The organism is Mesorhizobium sp. Cs1299R1N3 (assembly GCF_037179625.1).
In the GTDB taxonomy this organism is placed as follows: domain Bacteria; phylum Pseudomonadota; class Alphaproteobacteria; order Rhizobiales; family Rhizobiaceae; genus Mesorhizobium; species Mesorhizobium salmacidum.
The window spans coordinates 169,895-186,513 of sequence record NZ_JAPYKQ010000002.1 but is presented as its reverse complement, the minus strand read 5'-3'; the positions used below and the strand labels follow the sequence as shown (position 1 = coordinate 186,513).

Here is a 16,619-nt window from a genome sequence, read left to right as displayed (position 1 = left end):
TTTCAGGCTGCTGAACGCCGCCCCGGCACCGGATTGGCTGGCGGCTCGTGCCCGAGCGGCGTCACCAGCGTCAGGTCGGGATAGCCGCTCTCGATCAGCTTGACCGCGGCTTGCGTCACCTCGTCGTCGGCCTCCAGCATGGACAGGAACACCTCGGTGGCCTCGCCGCCCAGACGGCCGATGCCTTGTGCATCGGCCGGCCCGCATTCGACCACCACCAGATCATAGGCTGTCGTCAGCGACTGCATGATGATCGGCAGCCGGTCAGCGGCGCGCATGGCACGGACCGGATCGGCGGTGCCGACGGGAATGACATGGCAGTCTGAATAGAGGTCGGCATGGATCACGTCGCTGAACTGCGCCTGCGACGCCAGCAGATTGGTGATGCCGGGGAAAAGCCCGCTGTCCAGCATCGGCCGCGAGGCAGCCCCCGAGGCCGTGAGGTCGAGCAGCAGGACGCGCAGGCCGGCGTCGGAAACCTCGCGCGCCACCAGGATCGCCGACGCCGCCGCCTCGTCGCCCTCGGGGGAAACGAATATGGCGCGCGCGGCCCCGCTGGCGATGAGCTTCTCGGCGGCCTTCTCGACGTCGATCTCGCCGAGCACGGAGCGCGGCCGCCGGACCTCCACGGTCTCGACCTCGGCGGCGGGCCGCGGCTGCGCCGGTGTTTCCGTGACCGTTTCGGGCCATGATGGCTCGGCGGCGCGATTGGCGAACTCGTTGGCGACTGGCGGCTGCGAGCGGGTGGATGGGTCCTGATAAGCGGCTGGCGGCATCGCCACCTCGTCGATCGGTTCAAGCCGGGCACCCCTTGCCGGGCGCATGGCCTGGCCGAAGAAGAGTTCCCGCAGCAGCGTGAACACCGCCGCCAGCAGAAGGGAAGCCGCGGCGGCGGCGCCAACGATCGGCCAGACCTTGGGGAAGTAGGGCTCGGAGGGGACCAAAGCCGGCGAGGCGATGCGAGCGTCGACCGGAACATAGTTGCGATCCCGACGCGACGCCGCCTCGCGATAATTGGTCAGGTAAAGTTCGAGCTGCTGGCGCTTGGCGGCGGCATCGCGCTGTAGCGCGTCGAGACCGACCTGCTGCTCGCCGGCCTGTGCCGAAGCAGCCTTGAGCGTGTCGACGTCAGCGACGAGCTGGTTTTCGCGCGCCTTGGCGGCATCGGCCTGCATCGCCAGGCCCTTCATGATCTTCTGCGCTTCGCTGCGGATCTGGGCGTCGAGATCGGCCAGTTGTGATTTGGCCGCGCGAATACGCGGATGATTGTCGAGCAGCGTCGTCGACAGATCGGCGATGTTGGCGCGCAATTCGACCTGCCGCCCGCGCAAACGCTGGATCAGGTCGGAAGACAGCACTTCCGGCAGTGAATCCAGCGATCCGCCGCTTTGCAGTGCCTTGCGCACGCTCTCGGCTGTGCCTTCGGCCGAGGCGCGGCTGGCCCGCACTCGCGACAACTCGGTCGACAGCTCGGCCAATTGCTGGGTGGCCAGCGTGGAATTGTTGCCGCCCATCAGGAGGTCCGACTGGGCGCGGTAAGCCGCGACCTTGGCTTCGGCATCCCTGACCTGCTTGGACAGGTCGGCGATCTCGGGTGCCAGGAAATCCGCGGCGGCGGTGTTCGATTCGCTCTTGGTCGCGCCCTGTCCCGCAATATAAGCGGCGGCAATGGCATCGGGGATGGTGGCGGCAAGCTTCGGATCCTCCGAAGAGAACTCGATGGCAATTATGTTAGTCTTTTCAACGCCGTAGACGTTGACCTTCTCACGCATTTTCTTCAGAACACGTTCATCGGCAGGAACATCCATCGGGTCGTTCTTCAACCCGACCAGGACCAGCAGCCGGTTGAATGCCGACATGTCGACCGTCTCGTCGAATTCGTGCAATCGCGACAGGCCGAGGTTCTGGGCGACCTGTTTGAGGATTTCGTTGGACGAAATTATCTGGACCTGGGTGGCAATGCCTTGCTCGTCGAGGATCGGCTTGTCGCTGTCCGGGTTGCTGCTGGCGGGCCGCGTGTAGTCCGATCCGCGCGGGGCGATCTCCACCTGCGTCTGGGCCTTGTAATGCCGGGTCGCGAGCGACACGGCCGCGAAGGCAAGTCCCGTTACCACGAGAACGAAGACCAGAATCCGCAGCCAGTTCCGGCCCAGGCTGGCGAAGGACTGCCTGAGATCAACATCGACGTCTGCGGCCGCGGATTGAACGGACATGCATCCCTACTCCGAAACTGGTCGGATGCACCGTAAATAACTATGGTAACTCAGCCGTTAAGATCACGGTAAGCTTCATTAGGGTTTACCGGCGGGCGACGGCAAAAAAATCGATAAAACCGCAAAACCTTGTCTGCTTGATCGCCATTGGCGCGCTCCTTTACCGGCCATTAACCCTAACAGGATGATAACGGAGCCGATCCCAGATGTTTGCTGCGACGCCGCAGCGGCCAGTCGAAGGTACCTGTCCGGCCATGCAAAGCACTGCTTCCCTTTTTCGCGCACTGCTTGCCGTATCGTTGCTCGCGGGCTGCTCCAGCTACCGGCCGACGCCGGCCGCCTTTCACGAGGTCCTCGACCAGCCCTATCGCCTCGGCGCCGGCGACCGCGTCCGCGTCACCGTGTTCGAGCAGGAGGGCCTGACCAATAGCTACAGCGTCGACCAGTCCGGCTACATCTCCTTCCCGCTCGTCGGCGCCATACCGGCACGTGGCCACACCGCGCAGCAGATGGAAAAGGAGATCGCCGATAAACTGCGGCAGGGCTACCTGCGCGACCCTGACGTCTCGGTGGAGATCGATCGTTACCGGCCGATCTTCGTCATGGGCGAAGTGGGCGCCGCCGGCCAGTATTCCTATGTGCCCGGCCTGACTGTGCAGAAGGCCATCGCCATCGCCGGGGGCTTCACGCCACGCGCCAACCAGGAGAGCGTCGATATCACCCGCGACATCAACGGCAAGGTGATAACGGGCCGCGTGGTCACCTCCGATCCGCTGCTGCCGGGAGATACCGTCTACGTCCGCGAACGCCTGTTCTGAACAGCGTGACGGGCAACTCAGGATCGTCCACCGCTTTCGCTCACCCGTCGGCACGTGCGCGGCCTGACGGAAGCGCGGGTCGTCGCCGTGCTGGAGACACGTGCCGCGGCGAGGCCAATGAGTTCGCCGCGCTCGAAAGGTAGTTCAGGCTCTTCCAAAGCCACAGGTTGTTTCAAGGGTTTCTTAGCTCTCTTTTGCTAATCACTCTTGGGAAGCTTGCGGACTGTTCCATGAACGAGATCGACCCCGCGCATCGCTTTTCATCAGAAGCGGTGCGTCAATTCGACGGCCCTGCCGATGGCGACAAGTCCGGCGGCATGAACGACGTTGCCCGGCAGGTCGCGTCGCAATACCGGCGCGACACGATGTCGCCGATCATGGTCAGCGGCGTGTTGCGCATGGTCGAATTCGCGGTGCTGCTGGTCTCAGGGCTCTGCGTCTATTTCTACTATGTCGGTTTCTTCAATTACCTCGCCTGGCAATATCCACTGACGATCGCCGCCGCGTCGTTCCTCGCCGTGGTGCTGCTCGATGTCACCGATTGCTACCAGGTGGTCTCCCTGATGCGGCCGATCACCAATTTTGGGCGCATCCTGCTGGTCTGGGCCGGCACCTTCGCCCTGATGGCGTTGACGGCGTTCACCATGAAGATGTCGCAAGACTATTCGCGCCTGCTGTTCGGCACGTGGTTCGTCGTTGCCTTCGTCTGCCTTTTCGGTCTCAGGCTGATGATGTCGAAGCTGATCCGGCGCTGGGCGCGCGATGGCAGCATGGAACGGCGCGCCGTCATCGTCGGTGGCGGCAAGGCAGCGGAAGTGCTTATCCGCTCGGTGGAAAAGCAGCCCTACAACGACATCCGCATCTGCGGCATCTTCGATGATCGCAACGACAAGCGTTCGCCAGCCCTCGTCGCCGGCTATCCCAAGCTCGGCACCATTTCGGAACTGATCGAATTCGCCCGCATCGCCCGCATCGACATGCTGATCGTATCGTTGCCGCTGACCGCCGAATCGCGCGTCCTGCAATTGCTGAAGAAACTTTGGGTGCTGCCGGTCGACATCCGGCTGTCGGCGCATTCCAATGCGCTGCAGTTCCGTCCGCGCGCCTATTCCTACATCGGCTCGGTGCCGATGCTCGACATCTTCGACAAGCCGATCAACGACTGGGACTCGGTCGCCAAGCGCGCCTTCGACATCATCTTCAGTGTCATCGGCATCGTCGCGTTCTCGCCTGTGATGCTGGCCACGGCGATCGCCATCAAGCTCGACAGCAAGGGACCGGTGCTGTTCAAGCAGAAGCGGCATGGCTTCAACAACGAGATCATCGAGGTCTACAAGTTCCGCTCCATGTATACCGACCGGTCGGATCCGACTGCCAAGCAGACGGTGACCAAGAACGATCCGCGCGTCACCCGTGTCGGCCGCTTCATCCGCAAGACCTCGATCGACGAGCTGCCGCAGTTCTTCAACTCGCTGCTCGGCTCGCTGTCGCTCATCGGTCCGCGTCCGCACGCCATTGCCGCGCAGTCGCACAACCTGCTCTACAACGAGGTGGTCGATGGCTATTTCGCGCGCCACAAGGTCAAGCCCGGCGTCACCGGCTGGGCGCAGATCAATGGCTGGCGCGGCGAGATGGACACCAACGAGAAGATCCGCATGCGGACCGAATACGACCTCTATTACATCGAGAACTGGTCGCTGCTGTTCGATCTGCGGATCCTGTTCCTGACACCGATCCGCCTGCTCAATACGGAAAACGCCTATTGAGCGCGATCAGCCATGATCTGCCGCGTGCGCTGACCTCCTCGAGCGCTGTCGTGCTCGGCATTCTTCTGTCGGGCTTCGTCATCGGCGAGCCGGCGCCTTGCCAAATCTACATGGGCGGCTGATCGCCATCTGGGCTCTGTTCGGCCTGAGGATTTCGCGTACGGCGGCGGGGTTCCGCATCCTGCTGCGCGACCGGCCGTGGTAGCCCTACCTCCTATGCGCCTACGTCGCCTTCATCGGCAATATCGGGCTCGGCACCTTCATCGACATCGACCACTGGGGCGCCATCGCCCTGGAATACCGCCATCAGCGGCTGTTACGACCGGTATTGCCCGCCTCATTCAAACCTGCGATCGCGGCAAGATAATTATCGCGGAAATCGGTTGACCCGAGCCGGGTTATCACGATACATCGCGACCGGTCCGGAGTGTAGCGCAGCCCGGTAGCGCACTTGACTGGGGGTCAAGGGGTCGTCGGTTCGAATCCGGCCACTCCGACCATTATTTCCTTGATATCCCTAGTTTCCATTGAAGACTCTGTCTGGAGCCTTTCTCCAAATAAACCGACACCGCTTGGCAGAGCCAAACAATGTCCAATGCCTAAATGGACCTTGTTAGTTGATGTGACTGACCACTCATCATTAACCGCTGCAGCTTTTGACAAAACGCTGGAGACCTTCCTGGTGGACGTTTCATCCGCCTGGCCGCCGGCTAGTCTGAGAGAAATTTCGACCGTTCAATTCCCCGTGTATCCAGCCAATCGCCGGAACAGCCGAACGCTCTGCACGTTTGTTGTTGAAGTTGCACCCAAAAACGGAGGTGACGACCATGGCTTATCGGGAATATATCCACACGCCATTGACACCGCGCGACATGCGGTGGGGTCTTCGGCAGGGCGCCGTCGCAGGCATAGTCGCAGGCATCGTGTTTGCTGCCTTCGAAATGATCGTCAGCGCGGGGATGATGGGCGCGGGAGCATTTTTTATGCCGCTGCGCATGATCGGTGCCATCGCGCTTGGATCGGGCGCACTCGATCCCAGCTATTCGCTCATGACGGCGGGGGTCAGCGGCGTCGTCGTACATGTGGTACTCGCGATCATCTACGGAATAATCTTCGGTGAAATCGCAGCAGCGTTGCGAGGGCCGGTTGCCTTTATCGGCGCAGGCAGCATCTTCGGCTTCGCCCTCTGGCTGATCAACTTCTATCTAATCGCACCGGCCTTCTTCCCCTGGTTCCTGGAATCCAGTCCGCTGGTGCAGTTCATCGCGCACACCTTCTTCTTCGGTTCAGTGCTCGGCTACTACCTGTGGAAGTCGCACGAGAGAAGCGGGCTGGAGGAGCCGATAGTTTAGTCGTGCCGCCGGAAATTGCTAACGAGGTCGACGCGCAACTGGCATTAAAGCCGACCCAGCGGGGACGGCAAAAGTTTGTCGCGCGCGTTACGATATCCGCAGGCGGTAATTGAGCGCGACGGCGGTCAGGCCCTCGCCATTGCAACCGACGTCTCACTCCGAACCTTGGCACACATCGACCCACTCGGCGCCGGTAAGCTCAACCATGCGCTGCGGCGCAATGCGCACCGCCGCGTTGATGGCGCCGGCCGCGGGTACGACCTCAGCGAATTCGCGCAGCGAGACGTCGCAATAGACCGGCAGCGGCGCCGGCAGGCCGAACGGGCAGACACCGCCCACCGGATGGCTCGTGGCCGCGACAACCTCTTGTGCGTCCAGCATGCGCGGCTTGCCGCCGAACTGGTCCTTGAACTTGCGATTGTCCAGCCTGGCGATGCCGCTGGTCACGACCAGCATGGTGCGCTCGCCGACGCGAAGGCAGATCGTTTTGGCGATCTGCGCCGGCAGGACGCCATGCGCTTCCGCCGCCAGCGTCACCGTCGCCGAACTCGATTGCGTGACAATGACCTCGATATCAGGCGCGTGAGCCGCGAAAAAGGCACCAACGGAGTCCAGGCTCATATCGAAAAGCTCACGGTTCAGACCTGATGCACGGCAGATGTGATCGGCGCGGATTTGGATGCCGCACGTATAAACACGTGTGACTTGCAAATCGGCAAGCCCGGCCTGGCGGAGAACGCCATGGCGTCAACAAGAAACCCGCCAAGCAGGCCTTGGCGGGTTTCTTGCGCATGCCTGTCGCCGATCTATGCCTGGGGCCGGCCTTGTGCAGCCAGCGTCGGTGCGGCGGAAGCAAGGGAAGCGTCCTGGGGCAAACGGAGCGCGGACGCGATACGACGCAGCTTCGCCGGGTCGGCCGCCCGGCCGCTTTCGATGTCCTCTATCTCGTCGACCGAGAGGCCGCAGGTCAGCGAAAGCGCTTCGAGGCTGTATCCGCGCGTTTCCCGCATTGCCCTGAGGGTGTTGTAATCTGGCCCGATCTCGTTGGCTAATGGTTCGGAGAGGGCGTGGCTTTTTGCATTTTTGGGCATTGGCAACTCCGTTGGCTGAAAGCGTTTGATCAAAATGGGATGTTGCCTGAGACGAGCAGGAAGATGCCCTCTCGCCTGCGATTTGCCAAGCGCTGCCTAGCCCTGTCCCGATCAAGTTGTTTTGAACGCCCGAGCGGCTTTTGCCCGGCAGTTTCGCCCCACCCGTTCGTTATCTCGACGTCGCTGGCGTGAAACCATCCCTTTCCAGCCAGTCTTTCCCAAAAGGACATCCCTATGAACCTCAAGACACCCCTCCTCGTGCTCGGCACGATTTCGATGCTTTCCGGCGTCGCTGTGGCCAGCGCGCAGGCCGCGGACACTTTGCGCGTGCGCGGCACCGTGGTCAGCTTCGAGCCGTCGCTGCTGACCGTGAAAACTCGTCAGGGCGATACTTCCGCCATCAAACTGAAAGACGGCTGGAAGCTTTCAGGCGTCGCAAGCGCATCGGTAAAAGACATCAAGCAGGGCGATTTCGTCGGCATCGCCTCTGTCTCCAAGGCTGACGGCGGCAGCGGCGCGCTCGAAGTGGTGGTCTTTCCCGCGGCCTTGAAAGGCACTGGCGAGGGTGACCGTCCCTGGGACCTGGAGCCGAACAGCCGCATGACCAACGGAACCGTCGCCGACGTCACCGACATAAACGGGCGGGCCGTGACGCTAACCTACGACAATGGGCGGACGAAGAAGATCTCCATACCCGACGGCACGCCTGTCGTGACCTTCGCGCCGGCCGCGCCGACCGATCTCAAGCCAAGCGCGACCGTCTTCGTTACCGCGCAGCGCGAGGCTGACGGCACGCTCAGCGCCAGCCGCGTCGTGGTGGGCAACAATGGTGTGATCCCGCCGATGTAGGCCGAAACAGCCGGCTTTCGGCCCTGGCGATTATGGAGCAGGAAGCCGGTTTTCCTCGGAAACAGTTCAGAAAAAAGATTCTACAATCGGGAAATACCGAGGAAAAACTTCAGGAGCGTAATTCCATTCGCGGCGGTCGGGATATCGGCCCGATTGATCCCTGCCTGCGAAAAAAGGAAACGATCCAATGAAGAAGTCCCTCCTCTCGGCCCTCGGGCTTGCAGCAGCAATCGCTTTCGCGGTGCCGGTGGTCGGCGCGACGAGCGCGGACGCGGCCCCGATGGCAAAGCATCATCACCATCGTCACCACTACCATCATCGTTACCATCACCGCTATCACCATCATCATCACCACGTGAAGAAGATGGGCAACAAGGCCTAAGCAGAGCGCCAACGCGAAGACCGGCCTTGGTTTCTTGTTCAAGGCTGGTCTTCTCCTGGTCAGCAATGCCAAGCCCCGGACGACCGGTACTCGAACTGTCGCCGGATAGCAGCGCCAGTCCAGCTAGCGACAATAAGGGAATGGCGGCCGTGGATAGGCGAGTTCCCCTTGTGCCGGGGTAGCAGTCAGCGCCGGCTGAACAGCAGGCTGGCGGCCAGGCCGAGCACGACAAGGCCGACCGCGACGGCGGCCGCCGGATGGTCGCGTGCCGATTTCTCGATCACCCTGCCCTGTTTGCGAATTGCCGGCATGGCATCGCGCAGGCGCTCCGCAAGATCCGAATATGTATCAAGAGCAGCATCACGGCCGTCTTCATAATAAGCGCCACCCCGCTTTGACACTGCCTTGCGCAACGCGGCGAGTTCCCTCGAGAGAGCCGCGACCTGCTTTTCGAGGTCGATGTCCGAGAGGGTCGAATATGATGATGCCATCATGCGTTTCCTTGTCTTGCAGAAGGAAACGTAACGCCTCACCCGACCGCCGGTTCCGGTTTTCGAGGCGTCGAAGGAACTGGGTGCCGCCGGGGTCAGCGCACCTGGTCAAGCAGGCGCTTGCATTCCAGGAGGTCGAACAACGCCTCCTGCAGCAGCGCGCGATTGTCACGCGAGAGTTTCGACGCGTCCGGCGCAACGGGACCTTCCTCGTCGCTCTTGCCCAGGCCGAAAAAGCGGCGGCTGGGCTTGACCCTTGGCTGGCCAACCAGTTCGTCATCTCCGCCGCGCGGCTGGGATGCCGGCGTCAGCGGCACCTGGTCGGCCTGCTTGCGTTGCGAAATCGCCTCGACGGCGGCCATGTCGCCATTGCCGATGGCGACCAGGAAATGATTGCCGTTTTCGCGCAGCAGCTTCTGCACGCCCTTGATGGTGTAGCCCTGGTCATAGAGCATATGGCGGATGCCCTTGATCAGTTCGACATCCTGCGGCCGGTAATAGCGACGGCCGCCGCCGCGCTTCATCGGCTTGATCTGGTTGAAGCGCGTCTCCCAGAAACGCAGCACATGCTGCGGCAGGTCGAGATCTTCCGCGACCTCGCTGATGGTGCGGAAGGCGTCAGGGCTCTTGTCCATGGGCGAAATCCTCACGCTGGAGCGTGGCCCGGAACGGTCTTCAGACGAGATCACGCTCAACGAAGAAGAGCTTGTTCCGCCAGCGCGGAATCGATCATACGCCAGAACACCAATCCGGCCATGCTGCCGAATCGGGCCTTATTTCAGCGGTTTGTGAAGCAATATTCAAGCCCGCTGTCATCGGCGGGTCGGTTTTTCAACCGTGCAATGGAGGCTATTTACCGCCCTTGGCCTTGCTGTTCTGGTGAGAACGCAAAATGCGGTTCTTCAACACGTTGGACGATTTGAAGGTCATCACCCGACGCGGCAGGATCGGTACTTCCTCGCCGGTCTTCGGATTGCGCCCGATGCGCTCATTCTTGGAGCGGACATGAAACGTCGCGAAGGACGACAGCTTCACCGTCTCGCCGCGCACGATCGCTTCGCATATTTCGTCCAGTACCGCCTCGACGAGTTCGGCGGATTCAGTGCGCGACAAACCGACCTTCCGGTAGACGGCCTCGGCCAGGTCGGCGCGCGTAAGTGTTTTTCCCCCCATGCGACCGTCCCATCAGTTCAAGCGTAAAATCGGCACAACAGCGGCAGAGCCTAAGTAATTGATCCGGCAAGGTCAAGGACCGAAACCGGACCGTTCTCCACTTACCAGCGAACCAGAACGGCGCCCCAGGTGAAGCCGCCGCCCATCGCCTCCAGGAGCACCAGGTCACCCTTCTTGATGCGTCCGTCGGCGACGGCCACCGACAGCGCCAGCGGTACGGAAGCAGCCGAGGTGTTACCGTGCAAATCGACGGTGACCACCACCTTTTGCTCGGCTATCCCAAGCTTTTTTGCTGAAGCGTCAATAATCCGTTTATTGGCTTGGTGGGGCACGAACCAGTCAAGATCGTCGGCGGTGATACCAGCGGCCGAGAAGGTCGTCTCAATCACATCGGTGATCATGCCGACCGCGTGCTTGAAGACCTCGCGGCCTTCCATGCGCAGATGGCCGACCGTTCCAGTCGTCGACGGCCCGCCGTCGACGAAAAGCTTCTCCTTGTGCGCGCCGTCGGAACGCAGGCTGGCCGCCAGGACGCCCCGGTCGGCGATCGAGCCGACCCCCTCGCCCGCCTCCAGAACGACCGCACCGGCGCCGTCGCCAAACAGCACACAGGTCGAGCGATCGCTCCAGTCGAGGATGCGCGAAAAGGTTTCCGAGCCGATCACCAGCACGCGCTTTGCCAAGCCGCCGCGAATATAGAGGTCGGCTGTCGTCACCGCATAGACGAAGCCTGAGCATACCGCCTGCATGTCGAAGGCAAAACCGTGCTGCATGCCGAGCCGGTTCTGGATATCGACGGCGGTGGCGGGGAACGTGTTGTTCGGCGTCGAGGTCGCCAGCACGATCAGATCGATATCGGCCGGGGTCAATCCGGCATCGGCAAGCGCGGCGCGCGCCGCGGCCTCGCCCAGGGAAGCCGTCGTCTCGTCGTCAGCCGCGATATGGCGCTGGCGGATGCCGGTGCGCTGGGCGATCCACTCGTCGGACGTCTCGACCATGCCTTCAAAATCGGCATTCTTCATGATGCGGCGGGGCAGCGCGGCGCCCGTGCCGCGCACAACTGATCTGATCAAAATTCTTTCCTATTCCTTTGCGTCGGTAACGACGTCGGATTTCCTAGACGTCAGGGCATGCGGGTTGCGCGCATGAAACAGATCGAGGTCGGCCTCGATGCGGTCAAGCAGATTGTTGCGCACCATGTCGTAGCCGAGTTCAATCGCCGCGGCGAAACCGTCCGAATCGGCGCCGCCATGGCTTTTGACGACGATGCCGTTCAGCCCCAGGAACACGCCGCCATTCGAGCGGCCGACATCCATCTTTTCGCGCAGGCGGTCGAAGGCGCCCTTGGCGAAGACATAGCCGATCTTGGCCATCAGGGTGCGGCTCATCGCGGCGCGCAGATAGCCACCTATCTGGCGCGCGGTGCCTTCCGCCGTCTTCAGCGCGATGTTGCCGGCGAAGCCTTCCGTCACCACGACGTCGACCGTGCCCTTGCCGATGTCGTCGCCTTCGACAAAGCCGTGGTAGTTCATCGAGGCCATGTTGGCTTCGCGCAACATGCGCCCCGCTTCCTTGACCTCTTCCTGGCCCTTGATCTCTTCCACGCCGACATTGAGCAGGCCGACCGTGGGCCGGGCGACGCCGAATACGGAACGCGCCATGCCGGTGCCGAGAATGGCAAAATCGATGAGCTGGTGCGCATCGGCGCCAATGGTGGCGCCCACGTCCAGAACCACGCTCTCGCCACGCAATGTCGGCCACAATGCCGCAATCGCCGGACGTTCGATGGTGGCCATGGTGCGCAGGCAGAATTTCGACATCGCCATCAGCGCGCCGGTGTTGCCGGCGGAGATGCATGCATCCGCGGCGCCCGACTTGACGGCCTCGACCGCTTTCCACATCGACGATTTCCAGCGGCCATGGCGCAGCGCCTGGCTCGGTTTGTCGTCCATCCTGACCGCTATCTCGCAGTGGAAGAACTCGCTGACCTCGGCCAATTTGGGAAACTTGGCGAGTTCCGGGCGCACCAGTTCCTCACGTCCATAGATGACGAAGCGGATGTCGGGACGGCGGGTCGCGACCGTCATGAGCGCTGGAATGACCACGGTTGGTCCGTGATCGCCGCCCATGGCATCGATGGAAATCCTGATCACGCGGTATTCATCTCACGGTTAGGCGGCAAGTCGTTTTAGCGGTCGCAAAGGTTCGGCGAAAATAGCGGTTTTAGGCTGCCGCACAACCGACTTTTCCGTCGCGGGCGAGGTTTTCAGGATTTTCCCAGCAAGGATCGCAGTTTTTGCTGAAATTCATTCTCGGCCGATCCGGTGTCGTCACCGGCACCAAGCGAGGCGCCGGGCTTGCGCGGATAGGGGTCGATCGCCAATCCGAAGAACTGTTCGGCAAGCGCCCCGACATCGATGGTGTCGCCTGAAAATGTCTCGGGACTGTCGGGCCCGTCGGCGTCGAGCAGAATCTCGCCGGCGCTTTCGAATCCCTGCCGTCCGAGCTTGGAGTCCTCAGGCAAGAGCAGTGCCTCGACCGGCTCGTCGATATGCGCCTGGACGGGGTCGAGCGTGACGATGCAGGCCTGGGTGATGTCTGCCTCGACACGGCCGCTGACCTTAACACCATTGCGCTTCCACGACGTAACGAGCAGTTCGGCGCGATAGGCTTCGACCGACAGCAGCCCGTGCGCCTCGGCGAGTGCCGCGCGCTGTGCGGGGTCGGCCCCGATCACCACGGGCAGCCCCTTTTGCGGCAGCCGGGCGACATTGGCGAAAAAGGATACCGGACTCTGCATATCCGCGTGTTTCATCGATTAGCCTCCGTTGGCCCCTGGAAATGCCACAGTGCCGCCAACGATCGATTCGGTCGGCTGCGCACTCAGCTGCCGGCTGGCGTCGGCGACATACCCGGCCAAACGCGACGCTTCCGGCCAAGCGCCGGCGTCGGGACGGACATTACGGGTAAGTGCCGCGGTCAGACTATCATGATCGTTTCGTTCCAGCGCATCATCATAAGCGGCGGTGCGGCCATAGAACATCTTCGCCAGTTTCTTCATGCGTTTTGGCACGCCGACGTCGCCAATGCCCAGTTCCCGCAGCGAATGATCGACGTCGAGGAAGAACTCGTCGATCAGCACCTGCGCGATCTCCTGCGCCACGCCGTCCTCGCCGCGCAAGCGGTGCTGGACCAGGAACATGTGCAGCGAAAGCATCTCGAAACGGCCAAGCGGTGTGTCAGGCACATTCCAGTGGGAATAAAAAACAGTCTGCCGCGCCGCCGCCACGATTTGTGCGTAGAGCGCGTCGGTGATGGTGCGGTTGGCGTGGCGTTCGCGGCCAAAAAGGCGCTGGAACATGGGGATGGTCTCCGGGGACCGTTTGTTGAATTGGCCTTGTTGCATCGGCAAGCAAGCTGGTTTACCGGTTTTGCGGCCCAGCGCAAGTTGCGGCGATGGAATGGAGAATTGTTGTTGCGCGCGCTGAATTTCAAGTCGACTTTCACTTCCAGGCCTGCCGGTGCGATCTCGCTGCTGGCTATCGTAGCGGCGCTGTCTGCATGCCACACCAATAAGATGATCGGCGACCTCAGTCCGAGCGAGACGTTCACGCAAGGCTACGTCCTCGATCAGCAGGCGATCGATTCTGTGCCGGTCGGTTCCAGCCGCGAGCAGGTGCTTCTGGCGCTCGGCACGCCGTCGACCACGGCTACTTTCGACAATGAGGCGTTTTACTATATCTCGCAGACGCGCAAGCGCTACGTCGCCTTCGACAAGCCGAGGCTGGTCGACCAGAAGGTGCTGGCGGTCTATTTCGGCCCGGACAGCCGCGTCACCCAGATCGCCAAATACGGCTTGAAGGACGGCAAGATTTTCGACTTTATTTCGCGCACCACGCCGACCGGCGGCAAGGACCAGAACTTCCTCAGCCAGATCATCAACGGCGCCAGCAAGCTGGCGCCCAGCATTCCCGGCGGCACCCCCTGATCCTTGGATACCTGCTTCCCTAGATCCTGCTTCCCTGACTTTTGGGGAACAGAAATGTCTCAGGCGACCGAAAACCCGTGGGAGCGATCCCACGGGTTTTTGTTTGGCAGCCGGCGAGACACGGACGCCAGCAGCGGCTGAAATCCCGTTCCTGGTCGAAGCGACCCATCAAATGAAAAATCCGCGGGATCGCTCCCGCGGATTTTCAGATTCAATCGTTGCCGTTCAGCCGTGCGCGAGCACGGCCAGCAGCAAGAGTGCCACGATGTTGGTGATCTTGATCGCCGGGTTGACCGCAGGGCCGGCGGTGTCCTTGTAGGGATCGCCGACCGTATCGCCGGTCACCGAAGCCTTGTGCGCTTCGGAACCCTTGAGGTGCTTGACGCCATTCTTGTCGGTGAAACCGTCCTCGAACGACTTCTTGGCGTTATCCCAGGCGCCACCGCCCGAAGTCATCGAGATGGCGACGAACAGGCCATTGACGATGACGCCGAGGAGCGAGGCGCCGAGCGCGGCGAAGGCGGACGCCTTCGAGCCCGAGATCAACAGCACGCCGAAATAGACGACGAGCGGCGCCAGCACCGGCAGCAGCGACGGGATGATCATCTCCCGGATCGCCGCCTTGGTCAGGAGATCGACCGCACGCGCGTAGTTCGGCTTCGAGGTGCCGGCCATGATGCCTGGATCCTCGCGGAACTGCTTGCGCACCTCCTCGACGATGGCGCCCGCCGCCCGGCCGACCGCCGTCATGGCGATACCGCCGAACAGGTAGGGAATGAGGCCGCCGAAGATCAGGCCGGCGACGACGTAAGGGTTGGAGAGATCGAACGAGATTTCGCCCATGCCCTGGAAGTAGGGATATTTGTCGCCATTGGCGGCAAAGAACTTCAGGTCGTTCGAATAGGCCGCGAACAGCACCAGCGCGCCGAGACCGGCCGAACCGATGGCGTAGCCCTTGGTCACCGCCTTGGTGGTGTTGCCGACCGCGTCGAGCGCGTCGGTGGAGTGACGCACTTCCTTGGGCAGGCCGGCCATCTCGGCAATGCCGCCGGCATTGTCGGTGACCGGGCCGAAGGCGTCGAGTGCCACGATCATGCCGGCGAGGCCGAGCATGGTGGTGACGGCGATCGCCGTGCCGAACAAGCCGCCGAGCTGGTAGGTGGCGATGATGCCGCCGACGATGACGATTGCAGGAAGCGCCGTCGATTCCAGCGACACTGCCAGCCCCTGGATGACGTTGGTGCCGTGGCCGGTCACCGATGCCTGGGCGATCGAGTTGACCGGGCGCTTGTTGGTGCCGGTATAGTATTCGGTGATCACCACGATCAACCCGGTCACCACAAGGCCGATGAGGCCGCAGATGAACAGGTTCTTGCCGGTGATGGTCATGCCGGCAACGGTGCCGACCTCGCCCCAGCCGAGCGTGGCCGAGGTGGCGACGCCGAGGCCAACGACCGAAAGCAGGCCGGTCACGATCAGGCCCTTGTACAGCGCGCCCATGATCGAGCCGTTGGAGCCGAGCTTGACGAAGAAGGTGCCGACGATCGAGGTCAGGATGCAGGCGCCGCAGATGGCGAGCGGATACAGCATCGCCGCACCGAGGACAGCGGTGCCGCCAAAGAAGATGGCGGCGAGAACCATGGTGGCGACGACCGTCACCGCGTAGGTCTCGAACAGGTCGGCGGCCATGCCGGCGCAGTCGCCGACATTGTCGCCGACATTGTCGGCAATGGTGGCCGGGTTGCGCGGATCATCCTCCGGAATACCGGCTTCGACCTTGCCGACCAGATCGCCGCCGACATCGGCGCCCTTGGTGAAAATGCCGCCGCCGAGACGGGCGAAGATCGAGATCAGCGAAGCGCCGAAGCCGAGCGAGACCAGCGAGTCGATGACGATGCGGTCATTGGGCTGAAGGCCGAGGAAATGGGTGAGGATGAGGTAGTAGATCGAAACGCCAAGCAGGGCCAGGCCCGCAACCAGCATGCCGGTGATGGCGCCCGACTTGAAGGCGATGTCGAGACCGGCGGCAAGGCTGTTGGAAGCCGCTTGCGCGGTACGCACATTGGCCCGTACCGAAACATGCATGCCGATGAAGCCGGCGGCGCCCGACAGAACGGCACCGATCAGGAAACCGATGGCGGCGGTGATCGACAGCAGCCACCAAGCGAGCAGGAGCACGACGACGCCGACGATGGCGATGGTGGTGTACTGGCGTGCCAGATAGGCTTGCGCGCCTTCGCGAATGGCGGCGGAAATTTCCTGCATGCGTGCATTGCCCTGATCGGCCGCAAGGACCGAACGTGTCGCCCATATGGCGTAAAGGACAGAAAGCAAGCCGCAGGCGATGACGGCGGAAATTATGGTCATTGCCGGGTTTTCCTCGATTGTTGGCCCAAAAGAACCCCTCCCTGGGCCGTTGAGACAAAGACGGAATCCCGTGCATGGAATCCCCCTCTTCGCATCGGTGTATGCGAAACAGGGCTGCGAACGTCAAGA

At 62.2% G+C, this 16,619-nt stretch carries 18 protein-coding genes, 1 tRNA gene and 1 pseudogene; 9 read left to right on the top strand and 11 right to left on the bottom strand.

The window, feature by feature from the left end; translation table 11 throughout:
- Positions 1 to 2 precede the first annotated feature (2 nt).
- Entirely contained in the window at positions 3 to 2,213 is a 2,211-nt protein-coding gene (locus O7B34_RS06225; protein WP_337145322.1) for a GumC family protein, read from the bottom strand.
- Between the two features lie 254 nt (positions 2,214 to 2,467).
- On the opposite strand from O7B34_RS06225, the gene O7B34_RS06220 reads away from it, so the two are divergent.
- From O7B34_RS06220 to O7B34_RS06195, 6 genes and pseudogenes are all read left to right on the top strand, one after another.
- Positions 2,468 to 3,031 carry a polysaccharide biosynthesis/export family protein gene (locus O7B34_RS06220; protein ID WP_027143601.1) on the top strand — a complete coding sequence of 188 codons (564 nt, stop codon included), beginning with the start codon at positions 2,468 to 2,470 and terminating at the stop codon, positions 3,029 to 3,031.
- Positions 3,032 to 3,261: 230 nt separating this feature from the next.
- Positions 3,262 to 4,797, top strand: coding sequence for an undecaprenyl-phosphate glucose phosphotransferase (locus O7B34_RS06215; RefSeq protein WP_337145321.1), 1,536 nt, complete (start codon positions 3,262 to 3,264; stop codon positions 4,795 to 4,797).
- Positions 4,794 to 4,919, top strand: a complete 126-nt coding sequence (locus tag O7B34_RS06210; protein ID WP_337140721.1) for a hypothetical protein — start codon at positions 4,794 to 4,796, stop codon at positions 4,917 to 4,919. Before O7B34_RS06215 ends, O7B34_RS06210 begins: the two co-directional genes overlap by 4 nt.
- A 41-nt stretch (positions 4,920 to 4,960) precedes the next feature.
- Positions 4,961 to 5,164 (top strand): annotated as a pseudogene (locus tag O7B34_RS06205) (hypothetical protein); the annotation flags it as partial.
- Positions 5,165 to 5,220: 56 nt separating this feature from the next.
- A tRNA-Pro gene (locus tag O7B34_RS06200) sits at positions 5,221 to 5,297 on the top strand.
- A 327-nt stretch (positions 5,298 to 5,624) separates the two neighbouring features.
- A complete protein-coding gene (locus O7B34_RS06195; RefSeq protein ID WP_337145320.1) occupies positions 5,625 to 6,149 on the top strand; it encodes a hypothetical protein in 525 nt (174 codons plus the stop codon).
- A gap of 153 nt (positions 6,150 to 6,302) precedes the next feature.
- On the opposite strand, the gene O7B34_RS06190 is transcribed toward O7B34_RS06195, so the two are convergent.
- Together O7B34_RS06190 and O7B34_RS06185 are read right to left on the bottom strand one after the other, a co-directional pair.
- The gene (locus tag O7B34_RS06190; protein ID WP_337145319.1) at positions 6,303 to 6,770 is read right to left on the bottom strand and encodes a YbaK/EbsC family protein; all 468 of its coding nucleotides are present in this window, start codon (positions 6,768 to 6,770) and stop codon (positions 6,303 to 6,305) included.
- A gap of 185 nt (positions 6,771 to 6,955) precedes the next feature.
- On the bottom strand, positions 6,956 to 7,240 hold the full coding sequence (locus O7B34_RS06185) for a helix-turn-helix domain-containing protein (RefSeq protein ID WP_140506483.1): 285 nt from the start codon (positions 7,238 to 7,240) through the stop codon (positions 6,956 to 6,958).
- 234 nt (positions 7,241 to 7,474) lie between these two features.
- Between O7B34_RS06185 and O7B34_RS06180 the strand changes: the two genes are divergently transcribed.
- Positions 7,475 to 8,089, top strand: coding sequence for a hypothetical protein (locus tag O7B34_RS06180; protein WP_337145318.1), 615 nt, complete (start codon positions 7,475 to 7,477; stop codon positions 8,087 to 8,089).
- Positions 8,090 to 8,276: 187 nt separating this feature from the next.
- Entirely contained in the window at positions 8,277 to 8,471 is a 195-nt protein-coding gene (locus O7B34_RS06175; RefSeq protein ID WP_337145317.1) for a hypothetical protein, read from the top strand.
- A gap of 185 nt (positions 8,472 to 8,656) precedes the next feature.
- On the opposite strand, the gene O7B34_RS06170 is transcribed toward O7B34_RS06175, so the two are convergent.
- The 7 genes from O7B34_RS06170 to O7B34_RS06140 form a co-directional block, all read right to left on the bottom strand.
- The gene (locus tag O7B34_RS06170) at positions 8,657 to 8,962 is read right to left on the bottom strand and encodes a hypothetical protein (RefSeq protein ID WP_337145316.1); all 306 of its coding nucleotides are present in this window, start codon (positions 8,960 to 8,962) and stop codon (positions 8,657 to 8,659) included.
- Positions 8,963 to 9,057: 95 nt separating this feature from the next.
- Complete coding sequence (locus tag O7B34_RS06165; RefSeq protein WP_027143593.1) at positions 9,058 to 9,597, bottom strand: MerR family transcriptional regulator; 540 nt, start codon at positions 9,595 to 9,597, stop codon at positions 9,058 to 9,060.
- Between the two features lie 214 nt (positions 9,598 to 9,811).
- Positions 9,812 to 10,135: an integration host factor subunit alpha gene (locus O7B34_RS06160; protein WP_010915609.1), complete on the bottom strand. Its 324-nt coding sequence runs from the start codon at positions 10,133 to 10,135 to the stop codon at positions 9,812 to 9,814.
- Positions 10,136 to 10,236: 101 nt separating this feature from the next.
- The gene (locus O7B34_RS06155; RefSeq protein ID WP_337145315.1) at positions 10,237 to 11,208 is read right to left on the bottom strand and encodes a beta-ketoacyl-ACP synthase III; all 972 of its coding nucleotides are present in this window, start codon (positions 11,206 to 11,208) and stop codon (positions 10,237 to 10,239) included.
- A 9-nt stretch (positions 11,209 to 11,217) separates the two neighbouring features.
- Positions 11,218 to 12,288, bottom strand: coding sequence for a phosphate acyltransferase PlsX (gene plsX, locus O7B34_RS06150; RefSeq protein WP_027143591.1), 1,071 nt, complete (start codon positions 12,286 to 12,288; stop codon positions 11,218 to 11,220).
- 113 nt (positions 12,289 to 12,401) lie between these two features.
- Positions 12,402 to 12,950 carry a YceD family protein gene (locus O7B34_RS06145; protein ID WP_337107543.1) on the bottom strand — a complete coding sequence of 183 codons (549 nt, stop codon included), beginning with the start codon at positions 12,948 to 12,950 and terminating at the stop codon, positions 12,402 to 12,404.
- 3 nt (positions 12,951 to 12,953) lie between these two features.
- On the bottom strand, positions 12,954 to 13,496 hold the full coding sequence (locus tag O7B34_RS06140; protein ID WP_140715198.1) for a ubiquinol-cytochrome C chaperone family protein: 543 nt from the start codon (positions 13,494 to 13,496) through the stop codon (positions 12,954 to 12,956).
- A 114-nt stretch (positions 13,497 to 13,610) separates the two neighbouring features.
- Between O7B34_RS06140 and O7B34_RS06135 the strand changes: the two genes are divergently transcribed.
- The gene (locus O7B34_RS06135; protein ID WP_027143588.1) at positions 13,611 to 14,123 is read left to right on the top strand and encodes an outer membrane protein assembly factor BamE; all 513 of its coding nucleotides are present in this window, start codon (positions 13,611 to 13,613) and stop codon (positions 14,121 to 14,123) included.
- Between the two features lie 225 nt (positions 14,124 to 14,348).
- Here the strand turns inward: O7B34_RS06135 and O7B34_RS06130 are convergent, their stop codons facing one another.
- Positions 14,349 to 16,490, bottom strand: coding sequence for a sodium-translocating pyrophosphatase (locus O7B34_RS06130; protein WP_337145314.1), 2,142 nt, complete (start codon positions 16,488 to 16,490; stop codon positions 14,349 to 14,351).
- Positions 16,491 to 16,619 lie beyond the last annotated feature (129 nt).